The organism is Streptomyces sp. H39-S7 (assembly GCF_027158205.1).
Lineage (GTDB): Bacteria > Actinomycetota > Actinomycetes > Streptomycetales > Streptomycetaceae > Actinacidiphila.
Genome location: NZ_JAPVLU010000003.1, coordinates 234,311 through 260,182 on the forward strand (window position 1 = coordinate 234,311; position 25,872 = coordinate 260,182).

Below are 25,872 nucleotides of genomic sequence, written 5' to 3' on the forward strand. Positions count from 1 at the left end.
AGTTGTCAGGGCGCCGTAGCGATCGTGTTCGGGCCGCCGTCTGCGCTTACGCTCGCCCTCATGTGCGCACACGTGCTGGTCGCCGAGGACGACGAGAAGCAGGCCGAACTGGTCCGCCGCTATCTGCGGCGGGAGGGCCACACGGTCACCGTCGTCCACGACGGGCGCGCCGCCATCGAGGAGGCGCGCCGCCGGGAGCCCGACCTGCTCGTGCTCGACATCCAGATGCCGAGGGTGGACGGGCTGGACGTGGCCCGGGTCCTGCGGGCCGAGTCCGACCTGCCGATCCTGATGCTCACCGCCCGCTCCACCGAGGACGACCTGCTGCTCGGCCTCGATCTGGGCGCCGACGACTACATGACCAAGCCGTACAGCCCCCGCGAACTGATGGCCCGGATCCGCACCCTGCTGCGGCGCAGCCGCCCCCGCGTCCCGGACGCCGCCCCCGACCCCGTGCTGCGGGTCGGCGGGCTCACCGTGGACCCGGCCCGGCACGAGGTGACCGTCGACGGGAAGCCCGCCGACTGCACCCCCGGCGAGTTCCACATCCTCGCGGCCCTGGCCGCCCTGCCGGGACGGGTCTTCAGCCGGGCCCAGCTCCTCGACAGCGTCCACGGCTTCGACCGGTACATCACCACCAGGACGGTGGACGTGCACATCATGAACCTGCGCAAGAAGATAGAACCGGACCCCCGCCGCCCCCGCTACCTGGTGACGGTCTTCGGCGTCGGCTACAAGCTGACGGACGGCGGGCACGATGGCCCGTGAACCCCGGCAGGCCCGGGGCAAGGTCCCGTTCCGCAAGAGCCTGCTCGGACGGCTGCTGCTCTCCTTCGTCCTGGTCGCGACGTGCTCGGTCGCGGCCACCACCTGGCTCGCCGTGCAGACGACGTCCGGCTCCATCCAGCGGGAGCAGAGCCGCTACCTCGCCAACGACGCCCTGATCTACGGCAAGCTCGCCGAGTACGCGGCCACCCACGCGAACTGGGACGGCGTCGCCCCCACCGTCCGCCAGCTGGCCGCCACCACCCAGCGCCGCATCGCCGTCACCACCCAGGACCGGCGGCCGGTCGCCGACTCCGCGCCGGCGGGCTCCCCGCTCCCGCAGACCCAGTCGGCGGCCCTCGACCCGCTGCACGTCGACGCCACCATGGTCCCCGGCTCCACCGCCGGCGACATCGACCCGCGCGCCGTCGGCCCGTTCCGGCTGCTCCCCGCCGAGCGCAGGAAGCTGCACGACCTCGCCCGGCGCAGCGTCACCTGCCTCGCCGAATACTCGATCGCCGGCGAGATCGCCGAGGGCCCCAGCGGCCGCCCGTACATCAAGGTCGTCGGCGGCGACCCCGCCGGCATGCTCGACGATTACTGCGACGGCCGGCGGCTGGCCGCCGCGACGGCCACCGAGAGCTCGGCCGTCGCCGACCTCAACGCCCGGCTCAAGAAGTGCCTGACCGGCGAGAAGCTGCCGCCGCTCGAGCTCAACCCCGACCTCACCTGGGGCCGTTCGGGGCCCACGGCCGTCCAGTCGCCCGCCCCCCGGGCCCCGGCCCAGGATTCCGACGGACCGGCGCCGAGCGCGATGCCGATCCCGACCCCAACCCCGACGCCGACCCCCGTGGTCCGCGATCCGAAGAGCGGCGGCGTCACCGAGCGCAAGACCGCCGACTGCGTCGACACCGCGCGACGCGAGCAGCTCGGCGGCTTCGTCGCGCCCGCCGCGTACCTCTTCGTGACGGACCCGAGCGGCGCCACCACCCCCCGCTTCGCCCTCTCCCGCTCCAACACCCTGCGGATCGCCGGCGTCGCGGGCCTCGTCCTCGCCCTCGCCGCCGCGGTCACCCTCCTGCTCGCCGCCCGCCTCGTCCGACCCCTGCGCGCCCTCACCGACGCCGCGCAGCGCATGCGGGACGGCGACGACTCGGCGCGCGTCACCGTCGCCACCGGCGACGAGATCGGCCGGCTCTCGGCCGCGTTCAACGACATGTCCCAGGAGCGTCAGCGCCTCGCCGAGCAGCGCAAGGCCATGGTCAGCGACGTCGCCCACGAACTGCGTACCCCGGTCAGCAACATCCGGGGCTGGCTCGAAGCGGTGGAGGACGGCGTGGCGGAACCCGACGACGCCCTCAACTCCTCGCTCCTCGAAGAGGCGCTGCAGCTCCAGCACATCATCGACGACCTCCAGGACCTGGCCGCCGCCGACGCCGGGACGCTGCGCGTGCATCCCGAGGCGGTGCGCCTCGGCGACATCCTGGACCAGGTCGCCTCGGCCCACCGCGCCCGCGCCGCGGCCGCCGGGGTCGCCCTCACCGTCACCCCCGCCGACCTCGGCCTCCGGGCCGACCCGGTCCGCCTGCGCCAGGCCGTCGGCAACCTCGTCTCGAACGCCATCCGTCACACCCCACCGGGCGGCAGCGTCTCCCTGCGGGGCTACCCCGCCGACGACCACATCGTCATCGACATCACCGACACCGGCGCCGGCATCGCCCCCGAGGACATCCCCCACGTCTTCGACCGCTTCTGGCGGGCCGAGAAATCCCGCAACCGCTCCACGGGGGGCAGCGGCCTGGGCCTGTCCATAGTCCGCCAGCTGGCGGAATCCCACGGCGGCCAGGCCACCGCCGCGTCCCGCGGCCGGAACCAGGGCTCGACCTTCACCCTCCACCTCCCCGCCGGGGCCTGACCTGTGGGGCGCGAGGGGGGTGGGGCGGTCAGCCCACCGGCACCGGTGCGTCCAGCAGTGCTCGCCACTCTCTCGTCGCGGCGACGTCGACCGGGGAGGCCCAGCCCGCGGGGCGGACCGCTCCGCCGACGTGGAAGCCGTCGATCCCCGCCGCCCGCAGCGCCGGGAGGTGGTCGCGGGTCAGGCCGCCGCCTACCAGGATGCGGGGTTCGTAGCCCGGCTCCGAGGCCGGGCTGAGCGTCCGCGACGCCTCCGCGACCAGCACCGCGAGCCCGTCGTCGACGCCCGTCGGCGACCCGGCCGTCAGGTATGTGTCCAGTCCCGGCAGACCCGCCAGCTGCAAGCGCACCGCGTCACGGTCCGCCGCGCGGTCGATGGCGCGGTGGAACGTCCACCGGCAGCCGTCGATGACGTCGGTGACCGCGTAGACCGCTTCGAGGTCGGCCCCGCCGCGCGCGTCGAGGAAGCCGAGGACGAACTCGTCCGCGCCCTCGCGGCGCAGCCCCTCGGCCGCCGCGCAGAGCGCGTCGATGTCGCCCGCGGCGAAGCCGTCGGAGAGCCGGAGCATGACGCGCAGCGGAATGTGCACGGCGGCGCGGATCGCGGCGAAGGTCTCGCGGGACGGGGTGAGACCGTCCGCGGCCATGTCGGTGACCAGCTCGAGGCGGTCGGCACCGCCGGTCTGGGCCGCTACGGCATCGTCGACGCCGAGGGCGATCACCTCGAAAATTGGTCTAGACATATGAGCAAGAGTGCCACAATCAGCACCCCCGCGCGAGCCCTCAGGCGCACAATAGCCACCATGGCTGACACCCCCGCGACGACGCACCCGCAGCATGAGGCATTGCTCACCCAATGGTGTGACCTGCTGCGGCGCACCCGGGTCGCCCCGATTTCGGACACACACCCGTTCGCCCCCGAGGTCTACGGCGAGGACCTCCTGGGCCGCTGGGCCGAGGAGCAGCGGCGGTATCACACCACGGATCACCTGGTCGCCGTTCTCCACCACACCGTCGAGCTGGCCGCGTACGCCGACGACCCGGACGCCGTACTGCTCGCCGCCTGGTTCCACGACGCCGTCTACCGCCCGGACCGCTCCGAGAACGAGGAGCGCAGCGCCCACCTCGCCGAGCGGGCGCTGACCGAGGCGGGGGTCGACCCCGCGCGCACCGCCGAGGTGGTCCGGCTCGTGCGGCTCACGACCAGCCACGACCCGGCGCCCGAGGACCACAACGGCGAGGTCCTGTGTGACGCGGATCTCGCGGTGCTGGCCGGCGAGCCCGCCGCGTACGCCACCTACGCCGCCGCCGTCCGCCAGGAGTACGGCTTCGTGCCCGACGACGACTTCCGGTCCGGCCGCGCCGCCGTGCTGCGGCAACTGCTGGATCTCCCCCGGCTCTTCCGTACCCCCGTCGGCCACGAGCGCTGGGAGCACATCGCCCGCCGCAACCTCGGCACGGAGCTGGAGCTGCTCGTTGCCGCAGGCCCCACCGCCTGACCGGGAATACGCGGGCCACCCGAGGCGCTGACAACGGTTATGCCCCCCGCCGACGCCAGCCGCTCCCGCATGCCCATAGCCGTCTATGTCCTCGGCCTCAGCGTGTTCGCGCTCGGCACCTCGGAATTCATGCTCTCCGGCCTGCTGCCGCCGATCGCCGACGACCTCGGCGTCAGCATCCCGCAGGCCGGACTGCTCATCTCGGCGTTCGCGATCGGCATGGTCGTCGGGGCTCCGCTGCTCGCCGTGGCCACGCTCCGGCTGCCGCGCCGCACCACCCTGATCGCGCTGATCACGCTCTTCGGCCTCGGGCAGGTCGCCGGGGCCCTGGCGCCGAACTACGAGCTGCTGTTCGCCTCCCGGGTGATCAGCGCGCTGGCCTGCGCGGGCTTCTGGGCGGTCGGTGCGGCCGTGGCGATCTCGATGGTCCCGGTGAACGCGCGGGCCCGCGCGATGGCCGTCATGATCGGCGGACTGAGCATCGCGAACGTGCTGGGCGTCCCGGCCGGAGCCTTCCTGGGCGACCAGTTCGGCTGGCGCTCCGCGTTCTGGTCGGTGGCCCTGATGTCGGCGGTGGCGCTCGTCGGGGTGATCGCGCTCATCCCCCGCATACCGATCCCGGACTCCCGCCCCCGGCTCCGCGAGGAGCTGCGCATCTACCGCGACGGCAACGTATGGCTGGCCATCGCCATCACGGCCCTCGCGGCGGGCGGCGTGTTCTGCGCCTTCAGCTACCTCGCGCCGCTGCTCACCGATGTCGCCGGACTGCCGGAGGGTTCGGTCCCCGCGGTCCTGGGCCTCTTCGGGGTCGGCGCGCTGATCGGCACCGCCATCGGCGGCCGGTTCGCGGACGCCCACCTGTTCGGTGTGATGCTCAGCGGCATCACCGCGTCCACGGCCTTCCTCGCGCTGCTGGCGCTCACCGCGCAGAACCAGGTCGCCGTGATCGCGCTCTCGTTCCTGCTGGGCCTCTCGGCGTTCTTCACCGCGCCCGCGCTCAACGCCCGCATCTTCAACGTGGCGGGCGCCGCGCCCACACTCGCCGGCGCCACCACCACATCCGCCTTCAACACCGGCAACACGGCCGGTCCCTGGCTCGGCGGACTCGTCATCAGCGGTGGCTTCGGGTTCGCGGCCACCGCCTGGGCGGGCGCCGCCATGACCGCCGTCGCCATCGGCCTCGTGGTCGTCTCGCTGCGCCGGCACGGCGCGAGCCGCGTCGTCACGGGCAGCGTCGTCACCGGCAGTGCGGCGACCCACGTCCCGGCCCCCGCGGAAGCCTCACACTGACGCGTCACCCGGCGGGGCCTTGCGACGGCGCAGCCCCGCGCCGATGAGCCGCCGCACGATCTCCTTGCTGCCGACCTCCACCGCGCCCAGCTCGACGGCCGCGGCGTAACGCGCGGCCGGAACGTCGTAGTGGTCCCGCTCGAACGCGCGCGGCGGGCAGCCGATGCGGGCGGCGAACGCGTGGAGCTCGTCGTAGGACACGTCGCTCACCAGGTGCGACCACATGCGTCCGTGCCCCGGCCACGTCGGCGGGTCTATGTAGACGGTCATCGACCGACCGCCTCGGGATCTCCGGTGGCCACCATCGTCAGCTCAGCCCGCCGACCGGGGCGACGACCGCCCCCGCGGTCTCGCAGACCCAGTGCGGATCGGGCCCGAGCTCGGGCTCCACGGCGAGTCCGTGCGGCTCCTCGCACAGCGGGCACAGGGGCCAGCGTCCGAAGCGCGACAGCAGCGCGTCCTGGACGTCCTGGGCGACGAGCCCCGCGAGGAACTCGCAGCCCTCGGGCCACTGCTCCACCCACCAGCGCCGCTGCGCGACGGCGTTCTCGACCAGGGAGACGACGTCCGGGCCGGCGACGTCCCGGGCGGCGAGGTCGGCGAGGATGAGCGCCCGCGCACCGTGCAGGGCCCCTTCGAGATCACGATCCATCCGTCCATTCTGCCTGCTGTCCCCTTGACGCCCCACCGGACTGAAAATATCTTTCACGATGTGACGTACAGCGTGAAGGAAACTTTCCCCCCGCGGGCACGGCCATCGCGTGACGCGTCCGCCGCCCCCGCCGCCGTGCCCGCCAAGAGCCCCGACCCCGGGACGCTGGCGGCAATCGTCCGTACGGTCGGGCCGTCGATGACGCGCTCGATGCAGCGGGTGGCGGAGGCCGTGGCCAACGACCCCGCGGCCTGCGCGCACCTCACGGTGACCGCGCTCGCGCAGCGCACGGGCACCAGCGAGGCCACCGTCGTCCGCACCGCGCGCCTGCTCGGCTACCCCGGCTACCGCGATCTGCGGCTGGCGCTGGCCGCCCTCGCCGCCCAGCAGGCGGCAGGCGTCCCGCCCGCCGTGACGGCGGACATCGCCGTCGACGATCCGCTGACCGACGTGGTGGCGAAGCTGGCGCGCGAGGAGCAGCAGACGCTCGCCGACACCGCCGCGCAGCTCGACGTGGCGCAGCTGGAAGCGGTCGTCGGGGCGCTCGCCGCGGCACGCCGCATCGAGGTCTTCGGCATCGGCGCGTCCAGCCTGGTGGGCCAGGACCTGGTCCAGAAACTGCTGCGGATCGGACTGATCGCCCACGCGCACGGCGACCCGCACCTGGCCATCACCAACGCGGTCCAGCTGCGGCCCGGCGATGTGGCGATCGCGATCACGCACTCGGGGAACACCCATGACGTCATCGAACCGCTGCGGGTCGCCTTCGACCGGGGTGCGACGACGGTGGCGATCACCGGCCGTCCCGACGGGTCGGTCACCCAGTACGCCGACCACGTGCTGACCACGTCCACCTCGCGGGAGAGCGAGCTGCGGCCTGCGGCGATGTCCAGCAGGACCAGCCAGCTCCTCGTGGTGGACTTCCTCTTCATAGGCGTCATGCAGCGCACCTACGAGACCGCCGCACCCGCCCTGTCCGCTTCGTACGAGGCGCTGGCCCACCGGCACAGCCCGCGCGCCACCCGCTCCTGACGGAACGGCGGCGCCGGAATCCCTCCCGCGAGGGAACGCGGGACGTGGCAGACAGCTCCTAGCAGACAGCACCCAGAACGCAGCACCATGCCGTGACGCGATGACGTGGCGCCGCGGCTCACCGCTTCACGTAAGGACGTACGAACCGCATGTCCCCCTCCACCGACTCCGATTACACCGAGCTGCGCCGGGAACTGGAAACCCTCACCACCGAGGCGTTCCGGCCCGAGCTCGCCGAGATCGACCGGCAGTCCACCCTGGAGATCGCCCGGACGATGAACGCCGAGGACAGCACCGTCCCGGCCGCGGTCGCCGCGCAGCTGCCGGCCATCGCCGCGGCCATCGACGACATCGCCGAGCGGATGGCGCGCGGCGGGCGGCTGCTCTACGCCGGGGCGGGCACCGCCGGGCGGCTCGGCGTGCTCGACGCGAGCGAGTGCCCGCCGACGTTCAACACCGAACCCGGGCAGGTCGTCGGCCTGATCGCGGGCGGCCCGGCCGCGATGGTCACCGCGGTGGAAGGTGCGGAGGACAGCAAGGCGCTGGCCGCCGCCGACCTGGACGCCCTGGCGCTGGGCCCGGACGACACCGTCGTGGGCGTCTCGGCGTCCGGCCGCACCCCGTACGCGATCGGCGCCGTCGAGCACGCCCGCTCGCTGGGGGCGCTCACCGTCGGACTGTCCTGCAATTCGCCCTCGCCGCTCGCGGCGGCCGCCGCGCACGGCATCGAGGTCGTGGTCGGCCCGGAGCTGCTCACCGGTTCGACCCGGCTGAAGTCCGGTACGGCGCAGAAGCTCGTGCTGAACATGCTCTCGACGATCACGATGATCCGGCTCGGCAAGACGTACGGGAACCTGATGGTCGACGTCCGGGCGTCGAACGAGAAGCTGCGGGCTCGGTCCCGGCGGATCGTCGCCCTGGCGACGGGAGCGCCGGACGCCACGATCGAGGCGGCGCTGACCGCGGCGGACGGCGAGGTCAAGCACGCCGTCCTGGCAATCCTGGCCGGGGTGGACGCTTCCACGGCGGCGCGGCTGCTGGCGAAGAGCAACGGCCATCTGCGCGCGGCCCTGGAGTCGGCCGGCGCCTGACGCCCGCTCCCCGGCACGCACGGAAACGCCTGAGGGCGGCACCCCCGGTGGGGGATGCCGCCCTCAGGCGATTACCGCTACGGCCGACCGGATGGGTTGTTTTCACAACCCTTTGACCAGGCCTGATGACTGGCTATGCCAGTGCGGTGCACAGCTTAAGCACCGCCTTCAGCACAGCCTTTTGTCCTCTTTCGAGCCCTCCCGAAATGCGTAGAGGGATCGCCCGTCACGGCTTCTGCAGGAAGTAGCTGTCATGTGATCAGCCGGTGCGTCGGATGACGGCCCAGCTGCCCCATCCTGCGGCGGCTTCGGTGGTGTGCCAGTGGCCGGGGAGTGCGGCGGCGACGTCTTCGGCGGGCAGGTACAGCGGCCCGTCCTGACCGAGCTGGTTGATCCACAACAGCAGGCCGTCCGGGGCCAGGACCCGTGCGAGTTCGCCGGGGAACAGGAGCATGTCGATTGCCGCGACAGCGGCAATCGACGCGTTGGGCACGGGCAGTGCGCCGGCGTCGGCGCGTACGCGGGCCGGAGAGCGGCCGGCGGCCTGGTGGAGCATCTGCTCGGACAGGTCGAGGCTGATCACGGCAGGGAAGGCGGTCTCGAGGAGCGGGGTGAACTGGCCCGTGCCGGAACCGATTTCCAGGCAGGGGCCGTTCGGAAGGGGTCCGCCGCGGGTGAGGGCGTCGCGGAGCGGGTCGTCGCGGCCGGTGGCTTGGGTGCTGTCCCAGTCTGCGGCGAGCTGGTCGAAAAGTCCGCCGAGAAAGGTGGCTTCTGCAGCGGTCCAGGGGCGTCGGCCGGTGGCCAGGTCACGGGCGAAGGAGCGGAAGGCATCCGCTGTGTCCCTCGGTGGCAGCGGTTTCCCGTCCGGGCTGGGCAGGACGCGCGGCAGGGTGCGGCCCATGGGTCCAGTCGAGCACCGGCGGGGCGGTGCGGGGAGCGGCTCGGGGGTGGGTTGCTGGGCTCCATTCCCGGGTGGTGTTGCTGAGGGGTTAGCCATGGTTGGTGTGTCCTTGGTGGTTCCCGCTGTGTGGTGCCTGGGTGTGGGTGTCGTCGTGCCCGTGGTGGTCGTCGTTGGTGGCGGGTGCGCCGCCCATCATGCGGAGCATGTCGCGTCCGCCGGTGCGCAGGAATCGGATAAGGAGGGCGGCGGCCAGGAAGAGGAAGGCGATGTTGAGGAAGGTGGTGTAGTTCCAGGTGATGCCTTCCGTGGGGAGTTTTGCGTCGGCCTGGTCGGGGATGAGGCCGAGGCCGCCGAAGGTGAACTCCACGATGTATCCGGCGATGACGGTGGCCACGTAGAAGGTGCCGAGGAGAAACAGGGCCATCTTCGCCCCGTAGTACTTCCGGTAGATATTGAGGATCGGCAGGATCAGCAGGTCGGCGAAGATGAACGAGACGACTCCGCCGAAGCTGATACCGCCCTTCCACAACACCACCGCCAGCGGCACATTGCCGATCGAGCAGACGAACGACGCGATTGCCACCAGCGGGCCGATGACCGGCCCCCACAGTTTGGACGCCAGCGGGTGGCCCTCGAAGAAGAACGTGCTCCAGAACGAGTCGGGCACCCAGGCGGCGATGGCCCCGGCGATGAGCAGGCCGATCACCAGGTCCCGCAGGATCGCCGCCCATTCCATGACGAAGACATGGCTTGTCGAGGTGAAGCCCTCACCGGACAGCAGACGGCGGGCGAAGGAGCCTTCCCGCTGCACGGACATGTCCATCGCGGCGTGGCCCTCCATGGACCCGGCCAGTCCGCGGTCGGCCTGCTCGCGTGCCTGGCGCAGCAGCTTGTCGCGCAGGAACAGGCGGAACAGCACCGCGAGTACGACGATCATGATGGGCCCACCGACGAACTCCGCCGCGGTGAACTCCCAGCCCATCAGCAGCGCCAGGATGACGCCGAGCTCGACGACGAGGTTGGTGGAGGCGATCTCGAAGGCCATCGCGGCGGTGAAGTTCGCGCCCTTGCGAAACAGCGACCGGGCCAGGGCCACCGCGGCATAGGAGCACGAGGAGGAGGACGCGCCGAGGCCGGCAGCGATGGCCAGGGTGCGGGGGCGGTCGTCCCCGAGCAGGGTGACAACCGTGGACTTGCGAATGACCGCCTGGACCACGGCGGACAGGGCGAAGCCCAGGATGAGGGCCCAGGTGATCTCCCAGGTCATGGAACCGGCGATCGACAGGGCGTGCAGGACGGCGTCCACGCATATGCCTTCCGGGCGGAGGGAGGTCGACGGGCCCCGGGCCTTCACGTAGAGGAAGGCCCGGGCCCCGTACGGTGGTTAGAGCCGGTCGAGGATGGTGTTCATCTTCTCGATCTCGGCGGTCTGGGCCGTGATGACGGCGTCGGCGAGCTTCTTCGCGTCGGCGTTGTTGCCGTGCCTCTGCTCGTTCTTGGCCATGGTGACCGCGCCTTGGTGGTGGCCGATCATCAGCTGGGCGAACTTCTTGTCGAAGTCTTTGCCCCGGGAGGCCGTGAGAGCCGCCATGTCCTTGTCGGACATCATCCCGGGCATGCCGGACGAGTCGCCGGAGCTGTGATTCATGCCGGGCATGTCACCCATCGACGACGAGGCCGAGGGCTGCGGCTTTCCCCAGGACTTCAGCCAGAGCGTCATCGTCTTGATCTCGGGGTCCTGGGCTTTCTCGATCGCGGTGGCCAGGTCCTTGATCTCGGGGTCGGCGGCGCGGCCGTCGGCGAGCTTGGCCATCTCGATGGCCTGCTGGTGGTGCGGGATCATCTGCTGGGCGAACGCGATGTCCGCATCGTTGAACGCATCGCCCGGGGTGGCCGGGGCGGAGGTGTTGCTGCCCTGGCTGTGTTTCATGCCGGGCATGGATGAACTGTGTGACGTGGAGGTGCCGGAGGAGCCACAGGCCACGAGGGCCAGCGCGAGGGCGGCTGTGGTGCCGGTCGCCGCAAGGGTGTGGCGGCGGGCGGTGGGACGAGAGGCAGCGAACATGATGGTGGTCTTTCCGGGTGGGCGCACCACGCCGGGCGGGCGCGCGAAGCTGGCAGGACACGTCGCCGGGCCCGGTCGAAGATCCGGGTTCCGGCGCGGTCCGCTCAGGTCCGCGCGATACACACCGTCAGGAGCAGACTTCGCCCGCCTGGTGGCGGTGGTCCGCGCCGCGTCGGCCGGCCCAGGGGCACCGGCCGGTGCGCGAGAAGGCCGGCCGCCAGCACTGCGACGACGACCATGAGGGCGCTGCCAGCGGGCAGCGGGGTCCGGTCCCGAGCGGGAGTCGAGACGCACATCGCGCCGCGCATCGCCGACGCATCCGCAACGTGCTGCTGCGCGCCGGGAGGTGTCATCACCGTAGACGGTGCAGGCGTCATGGCCTCGGGGGCCGTGGAGTTCATCGCGGTGGTGGCATGGCCGTGCGCCGTTGGCGAGGCGGTGGACATCGCGCCGTGGCAGCCGTCAGCCGCGGTGGCCGGTGCGCCGTGCATGAGGAACAGGCCGAGCAGCACCGCGCACAGGGTCAGCAGTCGGGCGATGCTCCGTCTGCGCGCCTGTCCGGTGCCTGCCACTGCCGGTTCCCTTCTCTCACCATGTGGAGCGCCCCCGAGGGGCGCGACCTTCCGACCATACCCCGGGTGGGTACTTGGTGTCGGGGATCGCGTCCCGGCGGCCAGAGCCCGGGCCTGTTCGGGCGTCAGCCCGCATGGTGCGCCAGGAGGGCGTGCGGGTCGCCGCTGCCGGTGGTGTGGTCGGTGTGTACGGTGGCGGCGGTCAGCCGGGGAACGGCGTGGATCAGGGCGTGCTCGGCGGCAACCGCCAGGGCGTGTGCCTGCACCACGGTCAGGTGCGGGTCGACGACGATGTCGGCCTCGCCGCGCAAGGCGTGGCCGATCCACCGCATCCGCACCTGCCCGACATCGCGGACGCCGTCCACGGCCCGCAGGGCGCCTTCGGCGGCGTCGATCAGGGCGGGGTCGACGGCGTCCATCAGTCGGCGGAAGACCTCCCTGGCGGCGTCCTTGAGGACCATCAGGATCGCGGCGGTGATCAGGAGGCCGACGATCGGGTCAGCGAGCCGCCAGCCGATCGCGGCGCCGCCGGCGCCGAGCAGGACGGCCAGCGAGGTGAAGCCGTCGGTGCGGGCGTGCAGGCCGTCGGCGACGAGAGCGGCGGAGCCGATTCTGCGTCCGGTGGTGATGCGGTAGCGGGCCACCCATTCGTTGCCGATGAAGCCGACGACCGCGGCAGCGGCGACCCACGGCAGGTGGGTGATCTCCTGCGGGTTCAGCAGCCGGTCGATGGCGGTATAGGCGGCCAGGGCGGACGACGCGGTGATGGTGAGCAGGATGGCGATGCCGGCCAGGTCCTCGGCGCGGCCGAAGCCGTAGGTGAAGCGGCGGGTCGCCGCCCTACGGCCGAGGATGAACGCAATACCCAGTGGCACGGCGGTCAGCGCGTCGGCGCCGTTGTGGATCGTGTCGCCGAGCAGTGCCACCGATCCGGACAGCGCGAACACCAAGGCCTGGAGCACCGTGGTGATACCGAGCACGGCCAGCGAGATCCACAGTGTCCGCATGCCCTCGGCAGAGGACTCCATCGCCGAATCGACCTTGTCCGCCGCCTCATGGGAGTGCGGCGTGACCACGTGCGCGAGACGGTGCTTGAGCCGCGACCACCGGCCCGACCCGTCCTCCCCGTGATCATGGCCAGGCCCATGGTCGTGGCGGTGCCCGTGGTCTTCGTGACTGTGGCTGTGGCCGCCAGCCGGTCCATGACCGTTGCCGCCGTGCGCCGTGGCGTGCTCGCCCCCGTAGGCGCCTGCACGCTTGTCCTCGCGGTGAGGATCGGGGGTCGGGCACGTCTCGCTCACGGCAACTCACGCCTTCCGGTTCAGGGGGTCGTACAGCAGACCGGTTGGACACCGGCCGCCCATCCAACCATCATGTGCGTATGACTGCACGCATGCACCTATCAGGTGCGCATGGCCCGCAGGAGCGCACCGCAGGCGAGCGGTATGCCGTGGCCGCAGAGGTCCTGGGGCTGCTGGCCGACCGCACCCGCCTGGCCCTCGTGCATCACCTGACCGAGGGCGAGGCGGATGTGACGACGCTCACCGAGGCGTGCGGCGTGGCCCGGCCGTCGGTCAGCCAGCACCTGGCCCGGCTGCGCCTGGCCGGGCTGGTCACCACCCGCAAGGAAGGACGCCGGGTCATCTACGCCCTGCCGCACGGACACATCAAGCGCCTGGTCGACGAGGTGCTCAGGTCCGCCGACCATCAGCTCGGCAACCTCCCGCCCCACGACTGACAGGGTGAGGGGCGCTGCGCCGCCGACAGGGAGATGTCCGTCTGCTCCCCTTCGCCTGCGTTGACCACCTGCTGTCGGCGTACACGGCCCGCGCCCTGCTGGATGAGCACACCGCCGTGCGCGGGCCCGGCACCGGCTGGGACCTGCACGAATACCGCCCCTCCTCCTTGACCCACCTCGGCGAGGCGAGGGCGAGTCTGCTGATGCTGATGGCGAAGTCCCGGCACAAGAAGCCGGAGAACCTCCGCCGCTACTTCAAGCCGTCGGCAAAGGCAATCGCTGAGGTGACCACCCTGCTCGCCCCCGGCGACAGCCGCCGGTGACCGGTCTTGAGCAATCCTGGAAGAGCCTCTATCGGCCGCGGACTTCTGCTGTGCCGGAGTGTCGCGGGTGGGTCTCGTACATCCGCACGGCGACTGTCAGGCCGGAGGCGGCGGTGAGGGCGGCGACGGCCCAGATGGCGGTGGTCAGGCCGTAGGCGTCGGCGAGGGTACCGGCGAGGAGGGCGCCGACGGCGAAGCCGCCGTCGCGCCACAGCCGGTAGACGCCCACGGACCGAGCACGCCAGGCGGGGTGGGCGACGTCGCCGATGACGGCGAGCAGGGTGGGATAGACCAGGGCGGTGCCGAGACCGAGCAGGACCTGGGCGGCTGCCCAGACGCCGAAGGTGGTGCCGGTGGCGACCAGGGCGATGGCGACGGCCTGGATCAGCATGCCCGCGGTGATGAGGTGTTTGCGCCCGATCCGGTCGGACCACCAGCCGGTGAGGAGCTGACCCGCGCCCCATACGGCGGGGTAGATGGCAGCGAGGGCGCCGATCTGTCCGATGGACAGGCCGTGGGTGGCGAAGAGCAGGGGGAAGATGCCCCAGGCGAGGGCGTCGTTGAGGTTGTTGACCAGGCCGGCCTGGCTGGCGGCGGACAGGGCTTTGTCGGTGAAGCTGGTGCGCCGGGCGATCTGGGCGGTGGTCAACCCGGTTACGGCGGCGTCCTGTACGGGGTGGCGTGCGGCCTCTGCGCGGGCGTGGTCGCGGGTCTCGCGGACGACGAGGGTGGACAGGCCCAGGCCGAGGGCGGCGTAGGCGGCGCCGAGCAGGAAGGGTTCGGGGCGCAGGCCGTAGTGGGAGGCGATGGCGCCGGTGGCCATGGCGGTGGCGGCGAGGGCGCCGTATCCGGCGGCTTCGTTCAGGCCCATGGCCAGGCCGCGGCGTTCGGGCCCGGCGAGGTCGATCTTCATGATGACGGTGGTGGACCAGGCCAGGCCCTGGGAGGCGCCGAGCAGGATGTTCGCGGCGATAATCCAGCCCCAGGTGGGGCCCCACGCGAGCATGGCGGGGACCGGCAGGGCCAGCAGCCACCCGGAGATCAGGACGGGCTTGCGGCCATAGCGGTCGGACAGGGTGCCGGCGAAGAAGTTGGTGACGGCCTTGGTGGCGCCGAAGGCCAGGATGTAGGTGAGTGCGGCGGTGTAGCCGTCGAGGCCGAAGACCTGCTCGGCCAGCGGTGACAGGACGGTGCGTTCCTGGCCGAGCATGCCGCCGACCAGGGCGTTGACGGCGACGAGCAGGGTGAACTGGGCGAGGTTGGCGCGCAGTCCGAGCCGGATGCCGCCGTGATGGGGGGCGGTGGTGGTCACTCGCCCTCCTGTAGCGAACGACCGGTGGCCGCAGCCCAGTCGGAGGGGCCGCCGTCGAGGACGGCGAGTCCGTGTTGTCCGGCGCGTTGCAGCAGGCTGGCGGCGGTCATGGCGCGCTCGCCGTGCCCGCAGGCGACCACGGCACTGTCCGGGGCTTCGTCGGCGCGCGCGGCGAGGTCGCCGAGTTCGATGCCGACCGCGCCGGGGATGTGCCCGGCGGCATGTTCGGCGTGCTGCCGGATGTCGAGGACCGGCCGGTCGGCGATGCGGTCGGCGGTGAGGAGTTCGATGGTCTGCTCCTGGCCGCCGCCGGCGGTCCAGGCCGCCATCTCCAGGTGGCCCGCCAGGTGTTCGTAGCCGATCTTCAACGCCTGCCAGGTGATCTCGGTGAGGTCCTGACCCGGAGCGGTGACGACGACGAGCGGTGCGTCGTCGGGCAGCAGCCAGCCCAGCCAGGTGGCGAACTGGTCCCGCAGCGGGATGGAGACCGCTCCGGGAATGTGCCCGGCAGCGAAGTCGGCCACTGGGCGGGCGTCGACGAGCTGCCCGCCCTGGCCGAGCAAGGACCGCACCTCGGCAGGAGTGAGGACAGGGAGGGCGGGGGTATCGCCGAGGATGGCGGGGCCGTGCCGGTTGCGCTCGCCCAGGCGGTCGAAGTACGCCGGGTAGGAGCCGAGGCTGGCCAGCAGCTCGCGTACGAAGGTGTCTTCATCCGGTGCGGCCAGCAGTGCATTGGCCTGCTTCTGGGCGCCGATGGTGGTGGTGCGCTCGGCGCCGGGTGGGGCGGAGCAGAAGGAGCCCGCGCCGTGGGTGGGCCAGACCGCCGTCGCATCGGGCAGCTCAGCCAACCGGCGCAGCGAATGGTACTGGGCACGGGCAAGCTCCTCGGCGCGGTCGGCGCCCAGGAGGTCGGTGCGGGCGGCCGAGCCGACGATCAGTGAGCCGCCGGTGAAGACGCCCAGTTCGCGGACACCGTCCAGGAGCAGGAAAGACAGGTGCTCCTCGGTGTGGCCGGGGGTGGCCAGTGCCCGCAGCGTCAGCCCGCCGAGATCGGTCTCATCGCCGTCGCCCAGCCCGGTGTGCGCGAAGGCGCGGTCACCTGCCGAGGAGGCCAGCACGGTGGCCTGGTCGTCGGCCGCGAGCTGGACCGCGCCGGACAGGAAGTCGGCGTGCAGGTGGGTGTCGGCGGCGAACGCGATCGTCAGTGCGCGTCGGTCGGCCGCTGTTCGCAGGGTGCGCAGATCGCGGCTGGCGTCGACGGCCAGGGCGCGGCCGTCGCCGAGGTCGACGAGGTAGGCGCTGTTGCCCAGCCCCTCGTCGACCAGGGGTATCAGGTGGTCGTCGGCGAAGCCCATGGTCTTCTTCCTAACGGAGGAGTGGTCGTAGCGCGCGGCAGTGGCGCCGAGGACGGGGTGGCGTCACCCTCCCACTTCTCCTACAATATTCCATAGATTTATGGAGGATGAAATGGGAGACCCCGCGAACAAGGCGGCGCTGTACGACGCCTTCGCTGCCACCGGCAAGGCGCTGGGCAGCGGCAAGCGCCTGGAACTGCTCGACCTGCTCGCCCAGGGCGAGCGCCCCGTCGACGCGCTCGCCAAGGCGGCCGGGCTGAACCTGACCACCGCCTCGGCGCATCTGCAGGCCCTCAAGCAGGCCGGGCTGGTCGCGACCCGCCGCGAGGGGGTGCGCATCCACTACCGGCTGGCAGGAGACGACGTCGCCGCCCTGTACGCCCTGCTGCGCCAGGTCGCCCAGCGCCACCAGGCCGGGGTTGAGGCCGCGCGCACGGCCTATCTGGGGAGCGATGACGCGCCCGAGGTGGAGGTGGGGCGGGAGGAACTGCTGGCCCGCGTGGAGTCGGGTGCGGTCGTCGTCCTGGACGTACGCCCGGCCGAGGAGTACGCCGCAGGTCACGTCCCCGGCGCGCTGTCCATCCCCGTCGATCAGCTCGCCGACCGAATCGCGGAACTGCCGGACGACGTGGAAGTGGTCGCGTACTGCCGCGGCGCCTACTGCGTGCTCGCCTACGAGGCCGTCCGCCTGCTGCACGCGCGCGGCCGTCGCGCGGTCCGGCTGACCGACGGGATGCTGGAATGGCGGCTCGCCGAGCTGCCCGTGGCCACTGGAGCCACCGCGTGACCGCCGCCCATCGCGCCCTCGACGGCGGGCCGGTCTATCTGGACTACAACGCCACCACCCCCGTCGACCCCCGCGTCGCCGAGGCGGCGCAGCCGTACTTGGCACGGTGGTTCGGCAACCCGTCGAGTGGCCACGCCTACGCGGCCGAGCCGCAGCGTGCCCTGGCCCGCGCCCGCGCACAGGTCGCCGCGCTTCTCGGCGCCGAGGCCGGGGAGATGGTGTTCGCCGGCTCGGGCTCGGAGGCCGACAACCTCGCCATCCGTGGCGCGGTTCTCGCCGCCAAGGCCGACCGGCCGCATGTCATCACCCAGGTCACCGAGCACCCCGCCGTACTGGAGACCTGCCGCGCGCTGGAGCGCCTGCACGGCGCCGACGTGACCTACCTGCCCGTGGACCGGCACGGCCTCGTCGCTCCGGCGGACCTTCAGGCCGCGCTCACCCCATGCACCGTCCTCGTGACGGTCATGGCCGCGAACAACGAGACCGGCGCGCTCCAGCCCATCGCCGAACTGGCCCGCATCACCCGCGAGCACGGCGCACTCTTCCACTGCGATGCCGCCCAGGCCGCCGGAAAGATCCCGCTGGACGTCGGGGTGTTGGGTGTGGACCTGCTGGCGGTCGTCGGGCACAAGATGTACGCGCCCAAGGGCACCGCAGCGTTGTATGTCCGTGAAGGGGTAGTGCTCGAACCGCTGGTATACGGCGGCGGCCAGGAGTACGGCCTGCGCGCCGGCACCGAGAACGTCGCTCTCGCCGTCGCCCTGGGCACCGCAGCCGGCCTCGCCGCCGAAGAACTGGCCGATGGCGCCGACCACCGCCTCGCCGCACTGCGCGACGACCTCCACACCCGCCTGAACCAAGCACTGCCCGGCCGCGTCCACCTCAACGGCCCCACCAACAACCGCCTGCCCAACACACTGAACATCAGCATCGACGGCATTCGGGGCCATGAACTCCTCGCCGCTGTACCCGAGATCGCCGCCTCCACCGGCTCGGCCTGCCACAGCGGCGACCACCGGCCCTCACCGGTCCTGAGCGCCATGGGCCTGGACGACGACCGCGGCCTGTCGGCCCTGCGGCTGTCCCTGGGACGCTGGAGCACCACCGGCGACATCGACCAGGCAGTCAAGCTGCTGACCGACGCCGCCTGCACCACCGCCCGGCCGTAGGAGGATCCAGATGACCGCACCACACGACACGCCGCCGTCCGCCGCGGTGGCGGACCTGGGCGCCGCCCATGCCTCCGCTACCCTGCTGGAACGCCTCGCCGATTCCCTCGGCGCACGGGCCTCGGTAACCGCCGTCTTCGGCGAGCCGGTCACCCGCGACGGCGTCACCGTCATCCCCGTCGCCCGCGGTGGCTTCGGCTTCGGCGGTGGCACCGGACGGGAGGTGGGGGCCGCCAAGTCCGCCGAAGGCGGGGGCGGCGGGGGCGGCGCCGGAACGCAACCTCTGGGCTTCATCGAAATCACCGGCGGCAAGGCCACCTACAAGCCGATCCGCGACCCCTGGACCGACGTGGTCCTCCCACTGGCAGCCCTGCTGGCCGGATCAGCTCTCCCGGCGATCGGCCGCGCACTGAGGAGGCGTGGACATCACTGACACACGGCAGCGGATCTACGCTGCCCTCATGCCCGATCACGACCAGGACCTGGCCGAGGGCCAGCGCGCCCACTGGCAGTCCACGTACACCGCGCATCCGGGCATGTACGGCCGCCAGCCCTCGGCCCCGGCCGTGCATGCCGCCGAGACCTTCCGCGCCGCCGGAGCCGTGAGCGTGCTGGAACTGGGAGCCGGACACGGGCGCGACGCCCTGTACTTCGCCCGCACCGGTTTCACCGTCCAGGCCACCGACTTCAGCCCCACCGGCCTGGACCAGCTCCGCGATGCAGCCCGTAACCAGGGCCTGGCCGGGCGGGTGTCCACCGTCGTGCACGACGTGCGTGAACCCCTGCCGATGGCGGACGCTTCGGTGGACGCGGTCTTCGCGCACATGCTGCTGTGCATGGCGCTGTCCACCAAGGAGATCGAGGCGCTGGCCGGCGAGGTGCGCCGGGTACTGCGGCCGGGCGGAGTCTTCGTCTACACCGTGCGGCACACCGGCGACGCCCACTACGGGGCCGGCACCGCCCACGGCGACGACATCTTCGAACACGGCGGCTTCGCCGTGCACTTCTTCCCCCACAGCCTGGTCGACGCCCTCGCTACCGGCTGGGACCTCAACGAAGTCCACGCCTTCGAGGAAGGCGACCTGCCCCGCCGCCTGTGGCGCGTCACCCAGGCGGTACCCCGGTGACCGCCCGCCCCACGGCAAGTCCGGCCGCCGACATCACCGTGGACGGCACCGGGCTGCTGTGCGTCCAGCTCCTGCTGCTGATGCGCGGCCAGATCGAGGACGCCGCGGCAGGCACCGTCGTCCACGTGATCGCCACCGACCCGGCCGCCCCCCTGGACCTGCCCGCCTGGTGCCACATGACCGGCCACACCTACCTCGGCCCCGTCCCCGACTCCGACGACCGGGACGTGTACGCCCTCCAACTGACCTCACACGCCCACCGCACCTGCCGGGACGCGCCCTGGCACCCGCAGGCGCGCGGCCGCCCCAACGGGGCCACGTCCGGCCACGGCACGAGCGGTCCCGTCTGACCGGGGTCCGCTGCGGGCACGCGGCGGGCCGGGGTTCAGCGGAAGGCGAGGATGCGGAAAGCGTCGCGGAGGGTGGTGAGGGGTCCGCGGTCGCGGGTGTAGTAGAGCTTGTTGGTGAGCAGGACAGCCCAGCGTCCTTGTTTCGGGCAGAGCCACATCCCGGTGCCGGTGAAGCCGTAGTGCACCCAGATGTCGTCGGCCGCCTGTGAGCCGGGGGCGGGGTGCCAGAACAGGCCCCGGGCGGGCTCGAGATCCCCGGTGTACACCTGCAACGACTGGTGGACCCAGGGGGTCCCGAAGCCGTCCTGTGTCGCGGTGGCTGCCGGCTCCAGCAGGTGGCGCAGGAACACGGTGAGGTCGTCCAGCACGGAGAACACCCCGGCGATGCCGCACACCCCGCCCAGCAGCCGGGCGGAGAAGTCGTGGGCGGTGCCCTTGAGGTGGGCGCCGGCGTCGGGGTCGTATTCGGTGGGCGCGCATCGGGCCGCGACGGTCTGCGGCAGTGGGCCGAACTGTGTCTGGTTCATGCCGAGCGGTTCCCAGACCCGTGCGCAGGCGAGCTGGTCGAGACTGTGGCCGGTGAAGTGTTCGGCGAGGTAGCCCAGGATCAGGGCGGCCCGGTCGGTGTACTGCACCGCCTGCCCGGGTGGCCGGTGCAGGGCCTCGGCGAGGACGCCGGCCCGCACATGATCCGGGTCGGTGCCGTACAGGCCCTTGAGATTGGCCCGCAGCGGCAGCCCGGCGGTGTGGGTCAGCAACTGGTGAGCGGTGACAGCGGCCAACGGCTGCCCCGTCACCTGCGGCCAGTAGCTGCCCAACGGGGCGTCCAGCGCCAGCCTGCCCTCCTGCCACAGAGAGCCGACCACGGACCAGACGGCGAGGATCTTGGTGAGGCTGGCGACGTCGAAGACGGTGTCGGCGCGCATCGGCTCCTCGGGCCGAGCCGGGTCCAGGACCCCGGCGGCGCCGGTGTCCTGGACGCCACTCGCGTCGCCGACGGCCCACACCGCGCCGGGGTAGACGCGGTCGCGGACTCCGTCGTGCAGGAGCTGCCCGATGCGGTCGGTGGTGAGCGTCATGGTCTCCCCCGGTCAGTGGTGGCCGTCCCGCCAACCAGCGTAGTGAGGTCACCGTCCGGGGGCCGGGCAGCGCGCCCGGAACCCGGTCAGGTCAGTGTCCGACCGAGGTGGGCCAAAGCTGTGGCGGTAGCGCTGAGCGGGAAGCGGGCCGCGTTGGCGAGCCCGGCGGCCCGCAGATCGTCCAGGACAGTGGAATCGGTCCGTAGGCGCTGCACGGCGGCGGCCAGCGCAGTGGGGTCGGTGAAGTCGGTGGGCAGCCCAGCCGCCCCCAGGCTCTGGTTGAGCCCGGGAACGGGCTGGAACATGACCGGCAAGCCGCATGCCTGGGCTTCGAGGGCGACCAGGCCCATGGCCTCCAGAGTGGTGGACGGCATGAGCAGGGCGTCGTGGTCGGCGAAGGCCCGCCACAGCTCCTGCCGGTCCAGCCAGCCCAGGTACCGGACCGGGACGGCGGCGGTGCGCAGCAGTGGGGCCAATCCGCTGAACTCGTGTGCCGGTGCGGCGATGCTCAGTTCGGCGCCTGTGGTGCCGGTGAGGGTGCGCAGCAGGGTTTGGACGCCTTTCTCGGCGGTCAGCCGTCCGGCGTACAGCAGCCGCAGGACCCCGTCGGGGTCTCGGGGTGGGCGGGGTGGCGGGGTGGTGATCAGGTGGTCGGGGATGCCCCAGGGGATCTCGGCGACCTTCGTGGTGTCGAGGGCGGGGGCGAGCTCGCGCAGGTGGTCGGCCATCGCAGCGGTCGGCACCACGATGGCGTCGGCCGCGGCGGTGGTGTTGCGCAGGACCCGTAGTTGGGTGCGGTGGGCGGCGGCGAACAGCAGGTCCGTGCCGTGCACCAGCGCGATCCGTGGATGGTGGGGAAGGGCGCGGATCAGGGCGGGGGTCGCGCCGAACGTCAGATGCTGCAGATGCACCACCGCAACCTGATCCGGATCCAAGGCGACGGCCAGGGCCCGGCGCAGACGGTGGACGTAGGCCGTGAAGTCCGGCTCGTCCAATGCCTTGCCGCCCACGGACAGCAGTTCCAGACCGGCCGGACCGTCAGGGCGGGGGCCGGCGGGCTGGAGCATGAACGCGCGTGCGGGGATGAGCGGGCGGGGCCCGGTGTAGAGGTCGAGGAACAGCTCCACACTGCCGCCGGGACTGCCGGCCAGCAGGTCCAGGACGGTGGCTACCACCGGCGCCGGCCGGGGCGTGCTGTCGGGGGTCATCGGGGACCGCCGGGCAGTTCCTCATACAGCCGGGAGGTGTCGATGCCCTCGCTGTGCGTGTATTTCAGCCCGTGCCGCTGGTAGCTGGCCGGGGCCCCGTAGGTGCGCAGGAAGACCAGCTTCCCGAACGTCATCCCCGGATAGACCCGCACGGCTTTGGCGGCGCGAATCTCCAGCGTCCAGCGGATCGCGTGCCCGGCATGCCCCAGCGGCGCGGAGACGTGCACCCAGATGCCAAGGGTGCCGGTAGTGCGGTCCCCGTTGAGGAGTTGGGCGTACCGGTCGGAGCCGGTGTGCTCCAGGGTGTGGCCGAGATACAGGATTCCGGGCTCGAGGACGAACCCGTTGCAGGGCAGGGTGATTTCGGTGAAGGCAGTGGGCGCGGCGGCGTCGAGGTCGGTTTCGCAGATCCGGATCCGGTGCCCGAGGCGCCAGTCGTAGGCGTTCGGCGAGAGCCGGGCCGGGTCGTAGGGGTCGATGGTGAGGTCGCCCGCGGTGCGGGCGGCGGCGATGGCGGGGCCGGTCAGGATCATGACGCGACCACTCCCAGGGTGCGGTCGTCACGCCAGGCTCGGGAGGGCTGCGGGCCGACCGCGTCCTGGTACTTGCCGTCGTAGAGGTCGACGGGGCCGGCGGCGACGAAGAACATGATCTGCCCGATCTTCATGCCCGCATACACGCGCAACCGGCGCACCGGGGTGAGCATCAGGGTCCACTGCCCGAAAAAGCCCAGGTCGCCGATGGGGGCGGTGATCTCGACGAACAACCCGAGCCGGCCGACGGAGGAGCGGCCGAACAGCAGCGGCACGAAGGTGTCGGAGCCGACCTGTTCCAGGGTGTGGCCCAGGTAGAGCTGGCCGGGCTGCAGCACGAACCCGCCGTCGGTGATGTCGTGAGCGCGGGTCGGGTTGGGGCGGTGGGCGTCCAGGACCGGTTCGGTATAGGTCAGCAGGGTGGGCCCGAGGCGGATGTTGTAGCTGTTGGGGTTGACCTGGGCGGGCTCGAACGGGGCAATGCGCAGGCGCCCGTCGTGAGTGGCGGCGGTGATCTCCGGGCCGGTGAGGATCATCGCGTGGCTCCCTGGTCGAGTTCGAGCGGTTCGGTGGTCAGGACGTGGCGGACCGCGTGGCCCAGGCGGACGCCGGCGCTGCGGCCAGGTGCGCCCAGGTAGCTGTCGGCCAGGTATCGGGTCGTCAGGACCGTGTGGATCTGGCCCGGGAGCGGGTCGGGGGCGGTGGCCAGCGGTCCCGCGTGAGCGGTGAGGTGAGCCAGCAGACCGGGCACATCACCGGCGAGGAACGGAGGGACGGGGGCGTGGACAAGCTCGCCTGCGAACGGCTCGAGGGCCATCAGGTCCCCCAGCGTCAGCACCTCGCCGAGGGAGGTAGCCCGCAGCGCGGTCTCGTTCAGGATCACCGCGTCGACCCCCAGCCCGGCCTGTAATCGGGCGGCGGTCGCCGCGGCCAGGGGCCGGCGGTCCACGCCGCTGCCGCGCCAGCGCTGGGTGATAGGTCCAAGGGGTGCTGCCAGGCGCCGGCGCAACCGGTCGATCTCCCTCACGGGCGCGGTCAAGCCCGGGGGGATGCTGGTGGTCGGGGCGAACAGGTGGGTGTGGGCGGCCCAGCCCGCTCCCACCGGCTCGGCGGTCGCATACCCCAGGCCCAGTTCACGGCCTTTGACGACCAGGGTGTCCCCGACGGCCTGCGGGGCGTAGTGCTCGCTGTGGCAGTGCCCGGCGAAGATCACGTCCAGGAACGGGCAGGCTCGGGCGAGTTCGAGATCGTGGGCGAAGCCGGAGTGGGATAGCAGCATCCAGGCGTCGACCTCGTGCTGGTGGGCCAGGAACAGCTCGGCCAGGGCGCGGGCCGGGTCGATGACGCGGTCCCCGGCGCGCTGGTGAGCGGGAATCGCATCGAAGGCCTGCACCCCCAGCACCGCGGTGATCGCCACGGTGCGGCCGCCGATCCGGGCCCGGTGCAGGGGGCGGAACAGCAGGTCGCCGGTGCGGTCGTGAACGACGTTCGCACACACCGTGAGCGCTTGCAGTTCGGGTTCGCGGTGGTGGGGCCAGCCGTGGTTGCCCGGCGCGATCACGTCGTACAACGACAAGAGGATCTGGCGCTCGGTGGCACCGGCGCCGAGGCGGTAGTAGCCAGTGCCTTCGAAGAAGTCCCCGCAGTCCACCACCAGGCAATCGGCACGGGCAGCGTGCAGGTGGGCGAGGAGCGGGCGGGCGTTGTCGAGGGCGGAGTGCACGTCGGTGGTGGCCACGATCCGCGCCAGCGGCCGGGTGCCGGTCATCGGGGCACCTCGGTGATGTCGGCGCCCAGCGCCCGCAGTTTGGCCGGCAGGTCCGCGTGGCCGCGTCGCAGTTGCTCCAGCCCGGTCACCGTGGTGGTGCCGTCGGCGGTGAGAGCGGCGAGCAGTAGGGCGGACCCGGTGCGGATATCGGTGGCCCGCACCGTCGCGCCCGTCAGGCGCTGGGGTCCGGCCAGCCGGCACTGGGTAGGCGAGAGCGCGTCGATACGGGCCCCGAGCAGGCCGAGCTGGGGCAGCAGGTTGTGGTGGCGGCCGGGGTTGATGGCGTCGGCGAACAGGTGCGTGCCGGGCATGCCCAGGGCCAGGGTGAGCAGTGCGGGCTCGAAGTCGGCGTCGACCCCGTCGGGGGCCAGGGAGGCGGCGATGCGCAGCGGGCGCCCGGTCAGCTGGGGCGCGTCCGCGCGGACGGTAACCGCGTCGGGTTCGGCGGTGGCCGGTATCCCCAGCCAGGTCAGGGCCTCCACTACGGCGGTGACGTCGCGGCCGTCGATCCCTTCGATGCGGCCGCTGCCGCCGGTGGCGGCCACCGCGCACGCCAGGGTTCCCGCCTCGATCTTGTCGCCGGGCACCGTGAGAGTGACCGCCTCGGCCTGCGAGTGGGCTGCCGGTTCCAGGACGACCCGGTCCTCGCCGATCTCCACCGCCCACCCGGCGCCACTGAGCGCATCGAGGACGGCCAGCACCTCCGGGCACAGGCTCGGGTTGCCCAGTCGCAGCCGCACCCCGCCCGCCACCGCGCGCAACAGCGCGGCCGCCGTGGCGCCGCGTGAGCGGAATGGCAGTGTCAGGGACACCGCGGCGCGCGGGTTGCTGGTCGCGGTGACGGTGTAGTGGGTGTCGGTCAGGGCGACGGTGTCGCCGAAGACCCGGTACACGGCGAAGTGCACGTCCATGCCGCGGTCCCCGACCGGGCAGCCGCCCGGCCACGGCAGCACCGCCTGCCCGCACGCCGCCAACAGAGCGGGCACCAGGTAGTACGAGGCCCGCAGCCGCCCTGCCCCGGGCAGGTCCGGGACGGGGATGGTGGCGGTGGCGGTGGCGGTGGCGGGCAGGACGATGACGGTGGCCGGGTCGGTGACCGGCCGGGCGATGCGCACCCCGCACGACTGCAGGAGCGTGAGCAGGCCCTGGACATCGGTGCTGGCGGGGACATTGCTCAGGTGCACGGTCCGGCGCATCGTGGCGGCGGTTGCCAGCAGCGGCAGGGCGGCGTTCTTCGAACCGTCCACCCGCACCGTGCCGGCCAGCGGCGGGCCAGGGCGGACAGTGACGGCATCGAGGCCCGTTAACGGGGCGGGGACGCAGGTCATCACAGAGCTCCTCG

At 72.2% G+C, this 25,872-nt stretch carries 28 protein-coding genes and 1 pseudogene; 13 read left to right on the plus strand and 16 right to left on the minus strand.

All coding sequences use genetic code 11. The features are described 5' to 3' along the window. Window positions 1–60: 60 nt before the first annotated feature. Together O3X23_RS04450 and O3X23_RS04455 are read left to right on the plus strand one after the other, a co-directional pair. Complete coding sequence (locus tag O3X23_RS04450) at window positions 61–768, plus strand: response regulator transcription factor (RefSeq protein ID WP_269269767.1); 708 nt, start codon at window positions 61–63, stop codon at window positions 766–768. Further along, complete coding sequence (locus O3X23_RS04455; RefSeq protein ID WP_269269768.1) at window positions 758–2,680, plus strand: sensor histidine kinase; 1,923 nt, start codon at window positions 758–760, stop codon at window positions 2,678–2,680. Before O3X23_RS04450 ends, O3X23_RS04455 begins: the two co-directional genes overlap by 11 nt. A gap of 28 nt (window positions 2,681–2,708) precedes the next feature. Here O3X23_RS04455 and O3X23_RS04460 read toward each other — a convergent pair whose 3' ends face one another. Then, window positions 2,709–3,422, minus strand: a complete 714-nt coding sequence (locus tag O3X23_RS04460) for a copper homeostasis protein CutC (RefSeq protein WP_269269769.1) — start codon at window positions 3,420–3,422, stop codon at window positions 2,709–2,711. Between the two features lie 60 nt (window positions 3,423–3,482). On the opposite strand from O3X23_RS04460, the gene O3X23_RS04465 reads away from it, so the two are divergent. Beyond that, window positions 3,483–4,178 (plus strand): HD domain-containing protein, encoded by a 696-nt coding sequence (locus O3X23_RS04465; RefSeq protein ID WP_269269770.1) that lies wholly within the window; start codon window positions 3,483–3,485, stop codon window positions 4,176–4,178. 69 nt (window positions 4,179–4,247) lie between these two features. Continuing rightward, window positions 4,248–5,468: a Cmx/CmrA family chloramphenicol efflux MFS transporter gene (locus tag O3X23_RS04470; protein WP_269269771.1), complete on the plus strand. Its 1,221-nt coding sequence runs from the start codon at window positions 4,248–4,250 to the stop codon at window positions 5,466–5,468. Here O3X23_RS04470 and O3X23_RS04475 read toward each other — a convergent pair. Further along, window positions 5,460–5,738, minus strand: coding sequence for a DUF4031 domain-containing protein (locus O3X23_RS04475; protein WP_269269772.1), 279 nt, complete (start codon window positions 5,736–5,738; stop codon window positions 5,460–5,462). The two genes, O3X23_RS04470 and O3X23_RS04475, sit on opposite strands and share 9 nt — an antisense overlap. Window positions 5,739–5,775: 37 nt before the next feature. Further along, complete coding sequence (locus O3X23_RS04480) at window positions 5,776–6,120, minus strand: hypothetical protein (RefSeq protein ID WP_269269773.1); 345 nt, start codon at window positions 6,118–6,120, stop codon at window positions 5,776–5,778. Window positions 6,121–6,180: 60 nt separating this feature from the next. Here O3X23_RS04480 and O3X23_RS04485 point away from each other — a divergent pair, with 60 nt between their 5' ends. Together O3X23_RS04485 and murQ are read left to right on the plus strand one after the other, a co-directional pair. Beyond that, window positions 6,181–7,152, plus strand: a complete 972-nt coding sequence (locus O3X23_RS04485; RefSeq protein ID WP_443047754.1) for a MurR/RpiR family transcriptional regulator — start codon at window positions 6,181–6,183, stop codon at window positions 7,150–7,152. Between the two features lie 149 nt (window positions 7,153–7,301). Next, window positions 7,302–8,243: an N-acetylmuramic acid 6-phosphate etherase gene (gene murQ, locus O3X23_RS04490; RefSeq protein WP_269269774.1), complete on the plus strand. Its 942-nt coding sequence runs from the start codon at window positions 7,302–7,304 to the stop codon at window positions 8,241–8,243. A gap of 259 nt (window positions 8,244–8,502) precedes the next feature. Here murQ and O3X23_RS04495 read toward each other — a convergent pair whose 3' ends face one another. The 5 genes from O3X23_RS04495 to O3X23_RS04515 all read right to left on the minus strand — a co-directional run bounded on the left by O3X23_RS04495 (window position 8,503) and on the right by O3X23_RS04515 (window position 13,082). Then, window positions 8,503–9,144 (minus strand): class I SAM-dependent methyltransferase, encoded by a 642-nt coding sequence (locus O3X23_RS04495; protein ID WP_269269775.1) that lies wholly within the window; start codon window positions 9,142–9,144, stop codon window positions 8,503–8,505. Window positions 9,145–9,232: 88 nt separating this feature from the next. Beyond that, window positions 9,233–10,450, minus strand: a complete 1,218-nt coding sequence (locus O3X23_RS04500) for a permease (protein ID WP_164295823.1) — start codon at window positions 10,448–10,450, stop codon at window positions 9,233–9,235. 78 nt (window positions 10,451–10,528) lie between these two features. Beyond that, the gene (locus O3X23_RS04505; protein WP_331283877.1) at window positions 10,529–11,083 is read right to left on the minus strand and encodes a DUF305 domain-containing protein; all 555 of its coding nucleotides are present in this window, start codon (window positions 11,081–11,083) and stop codon (window positions 10,529–10,531) included. A gap of 230 nt (window positions 11,084–11,313) precedes the next feature. Further along, window positions 11,314–11,781, minus strand: a complete 468-nt coding sequence (locus O3X23_RS04510; RefSeq protein WP_269269777.1) for a hypothetical protein — start codon at window positions 11,779–11,781, stop codon at window positions 11,314–11,316. 125 nt (window positions 11,782–11,906) lie between these two features. Further along, window positions 11,907–13,082 carry a cation diffusion facilitator family transporter gene (locus O3X23_RS04515; protein WP_164295818.1) on the minus strand — a complete coding sequence of 392 codons (1,176 nt, stop codon included), beginning with the start codon at window positions 13,080–13,082 and terminating at the stop codon, window positions 11,907–11,909. Window positions 13,083–13,162: 80 nt separating this feature from the next. Here O3X23_RS04515 and O3X23_RS04520 point away from each other — a divergent pair, with 80 nt between their 5' ends. Next, window positions 13,163–13,519, plus strand: a complete 357-nt coding sequence (locus O3X23_RS04520) for an ArsR/SmtB family transcription factor (RefSeq protein WP_164295816.1) — start codon at window positions 13,163–13,165, stop codon at window positions 13,517–13,519. A gap of 71 nt (window positions 13,520–13,590) precedes the next feature. Then, a pseudogene (locus tag O3X23_RS04525) lies at window positions 13,591–13,842 on the plus strand (site-specific integrase); the annotation flags it as partial. 28 nt (window positions 13,843–13,870) lie between these two features. Here the strand turns inward: O3X23_RS04525 and O3X23_RS04530 are convergent. Then, on the minus strand, window positions 13,871–15,154 hold the full coding sequence (locus O3X23_RS04530) for an MFS transporter (RefSeq protein ID WP_269269778.1): 1,284 nt from the start codon (window positions 15,152–15,154) through the stop codon (window positions 13,871–13,873). Continuing rightward, on the minus strand, window positions 15,151–16,509 hold the full coding sequence (locus tag O3X23_RS04535; protein WP_269269779.1) for an MBL fold metallo-hydrolase: 1,359 nt from the start codon (window positions 16,507–16,509) through the stop codon (window positions 15,151–15,153). Before O3X23_RS04535 ends, O3X23_RS04530 begins: the two co-directional genes overlap by 4 nt. Before the next feature lie 112 nt (window positions 16,510–16,621). Here O3X23_RS04535 and O3X23_RS04540 point away from each other — a divergent pair, with 112 nt between their 5' ends. From O3X23_RS04540 to O3X23_RS04560, 5 genes are read left to right on the plus strand one after another with little or no spacing between them, the layout of a single operon-like run. Continuing rightward, the gene (locus O3X23_RS04540; protein WP_269269780.1) at window positions 16,622–17,296 is read left to right on the plus strand and encodes an ArsR/SmtB family transcription factor; all 675 of its coding nucleotides are present in this window, start codon (window positions 16,622–16,624) and stop codon (window positions 17,294–17,296) included. Further along, window positions 17,293–18,465 carry a cysteine desulfurase family protein gene (locus tag O3X23_RS04545; protein WP_269269781.1) on the plus strand — a complete coding sequence of 391 codons (1,173 nt, stop codon included), beginning with the start codon at window positions 17,293–17,295 and terminating at the stop codon, window positions 18,463–18,465. The genes O3X23_RS04540 and O3X23_RS04545 overlap by 4 nt, the downstream gene beginning before the upstream one ends. A 10-nt stretch (window positions 18,466–18,475) precedes the next feature. Beyond that, window positions 18,476–18,898 carry a spore germination protein GerW family protein gene (locus tag O3X23_RS04550; RefSeq protein ID WP_269269782.1) on the plus strand — a complete coding sequence of 141 codons (423 nt, stop codon included), beginning with the start codon at window positions 18,476–18,478 and terminating at the stop codon, window positions 18,896–18,898. 28 nt (window positions 18,899–18,926) lie between these two features. Then, window positions 18,927–19,592, plus strand: coding sequence for a class I SAM-dependent methyltransferase (locus O3X23_RS04555; protein WP_269269783.1), 666 nt, complete (start codon window positions 18,927–18,929; stop codon window positions 19,590–19,592). Further along, window positions 19,589–19,942 carry a sulfurtransferase TusA family protein gene (locus O3X23_RS04560; protein ID WP_269269784.1) on the plus strand — a complete coding sequence of 118 codons (354 nt, stop codon included), beginning with the start codon at window positions 19,589–19,591 and terminating at the stop codon, window positions 19,940–19,942. The genes O3X23_RS04555 and O3X23_RS04560 overlap by 4 nt, the downstream gene beginning before the upstream one ends. A 35-nt stretch (window positions 19,943–19,977) precedes the next feature. Here O3X23_RS04560 and O3X23_RS04565 read toward each other — a convergent pair whose 3' ends face one another. The 6 genes from O3X23_RS04565 to O3X23_RS04590 all read right to left on the minus strand — a co-directional run bounded on the left by O3X23_RS04565 (window position 19,978) and on the right by O3X23_RS04590 (window position 25,858). Beyond that, window positions 19,978–21,021 (minus strand): serine hydrolase domain-containing protein, encoded by a 1,044-nt coding sequence (locus tag O3X23_RS04565; protein ID WP_269269785.1) that lies wholly within the window; start codon window positions 21,019–21,021, stop codon window positions 19,978–19,980. 86 nt (window positions 21,022–21,107) lie between these two features. Further along, entirely contained in the window at window positions 21,108–22,229 is a 1,122-nt protein-coding gene (locus tag O3X23_RS04570) for a glycosyltransferase family 4 protein (protein WP_269269786.1), read from the minus strand. Continuing rightward, entirely contained in the window at window positions 22,226–22,762 is a 537-nt protein-coding gene (locus O3X23_RS04575; RefSeq protein WP_269269787.1) for a dCTP deaminase, read from the minus strand. Before O3X23_RS04575 ends, O3X23_RS04570 begins: the two co-directional genes overlap by 4 nt. Continuing rightward, window positions 22,759–23,298: a dCTP deaminase gene (gene dcd / locus O3X23_RS04580; RefSeq protein WP_269269788.1), complete on the minus strand. Its 540-nt coding sequence runs from the start codon at window positions 23,296–23,298 to the stop codon at window positions 22,759–22,761. The genes O3X23_RS04575 and dcd overlap by 4 nt, the downstream gene beginning before the upstream one ends. Further along, window positions 23,295–24,530 (minus strand): metallophosphoesterase, encoded by a 1,236-nt coding sequence (locus O3X23_RS04585; protein WP_269269789.1) that lies wholly within the window; start codon window positions 24,528–24,530, stop codon window positions 23,295–23,297. The genes dcd and O3X23_RS04585 overlap by 4 nt, the downstream gene beginning before the upstream one ends. After that, window positions 24,527–25,858: a UDP-N-acetylglucosamine 1-carboxyvinyltransferase gene (locus tag O3X23_RS04590; RefSeq protein ID WP_164295795.1), complete on the minus strand. Its 1,332-nt coding sequence runs from the start codon at window positions 25,856–25,858 to the stop codon at window positions 24,527–24,529. The genes O3X23_RS04585 and O3X23_RS04590 overlap by 4 nt, the downstream gene beginning before the upstream one ends. Window positions 25,859–25,872: the final 14 nt, after the last annotated feature.

What these genes read in the sequence shown, in the direction of transcription:
- O3X23_RS04450 (WP_269269767.1), top strand. Translation starts at nt 61, where the DNA reads ATGTGCGCACACGTGCTGGTCGCCGAGGACGACGAGAAGCAGGCCGAA.
- O3X23_RS04455 (WP_269269768.1), top strand. Translation starts at nt 758, where the DNA reads ATGGCCCGTGAACCCCGGCAGGCCCGGGGCAAGGTCCCGTTCCGCAAG.
- O3X23_RS04460 (WP_269269769.1), bottom strand. Translation starts at nt 3,422, where the DNA reads ATGTCTAGACCAATTTTCGAGGTGATCGCCCTCGGCGTCGACGATGCC.
- O3X23_RS04465 (WP_269269770.1), top strand. Translation starts at nt 3,483, where the DNA reads ATGGCTGACACCCCCGCGACGACGCACCCGCAGCATGAGGCATTGCTC.
- O3X23_RS04470 (WP_269269771.1), top strand. Translation starts at nt 4,248, where the DNA reads ATGCCCATAGCCGTCTATGTCCTCGGCCTCAGCGTGTTCGCGCTCGGC.
- O3X23_RS04475 (WP_269269772.1), bottom strand. Translation starts at nt 5,738, where the DNA reads ATGACCGTCTACATAGACCCGCCGACGTGGCCGGGGCACGGACGCATG.
- O3X23_RS04480 (WP_269269773.1), bottom strand. Translation starts at nt 6,120, where the DNA reads ATGGATCGTGATCTCGAAGGGGCCCTGCACGGTGCGCGGGCGCTCATC.
- murQ (WP_269269774.1), top strand. Translation starts at nt 7,302, where the DNA reads ATGTCCCCCTCCACCGACTCCGATTACACCGAGCTGCGCCGGGAACTG.
- O3X23_RS04495 (WP_269269775.1), bottom strand. Translation starts at nt 9,144, where the DNA reads ATGGGCCGCACCCTGCCGCGCGTCCTGCCCAGCCCGGACGGGAAACCG.
- O3X23_RS04505 (WP_331283877.1), bottom strand. Translation starts at nt 11,083, where the DNA reads ATGCCCGGCATGAAACACAGCCAGGGCAGCAACACCTCCGCCCCGGCC.
- O3X23_RS04520 (WP_164295816.1), top strand. Translation starts at nt 13,163, where the DNA reads ATGACTGCACGCATGCACCTATCAGGTGCGCATGGCCCGCAGGAGCGC.
- O3X23_RS04535 (WP_269269779.1), bottom strand. Translation starts at nt 16,509, where the DNA reads ATGGGCTTCGCCGACGACCACCTGATACCCCTGGTCGACGAGGGGCTG.
- O3X23_RS04540 (WP_269269780.1), top strand. Translation starts at nt 16,622, where the DNA reads ATGGGAGACCCCGCGAACAAGGCGGCGCTGTACGACGCCTTCGCTGCC.
- O3X23_RS04550 (WP_269269782.1), top strand. Translation starts at nt 18,476, where the DNA reads ATGACCGCACCACACGACACGCCGCCGTCCGCCGCGGTGGCGGACCTG.
- O3X23_RS04555 (WP_269269783.1), top strand. Translation starts at nt 18,927, where the DNA reads ATGCCCGATCACGACCAGGACCTGGCCGAGGGCCAGCGCGCCCACTGG.
- O3X23_RS04565 (WP_269269785.1), bottom strand. Translation starts at nt 21,021, where the DNA reads ATGACGCTCACCACCGACCGCATCGGGCAGCTCCTGCACGACGGAGTC.
- O3X23_RS04570 (WP_269269786.1), bottom strand. Translation starts at nt 22,229, where the DNA reads ATGACCCCCGACAGCACGCCCCGGCCGGCGCCGGTGGTAGCCACCGTC.
- O3X23_RS04575 (WP_269269787.1), bottom strand. Translation starts at nt 22,762, where the DNA reads ATGATCCTGACCGGCCCCGCCATCGCCGCCGCCCGCACCGCGGGCGAC.
- dcd (WP_269269788.1), bottom strand. Translation starts at nt 23,298, where the DNA reads ATGATCCTCACCGGCCCGGAGATCACCGCCGCCACTCACGACGGGCGC.
- O3X23_RS04585 (WP_269269789.1), bottom strand. Translation starts at nt 24,530, where the DNA reads ATGACCGGCACCCGGCCGCTGGCGCGGATCGTGGCCACCACCGACGTG.
- O3X23_RS04590 (WP_164295795.1), bottom strand. Translation starts at nt 25,858, where the DNA reads ATGACCTGCGTCCCCGCCCCGTTAACGGGCCTCGATGCCGTCACTGTC.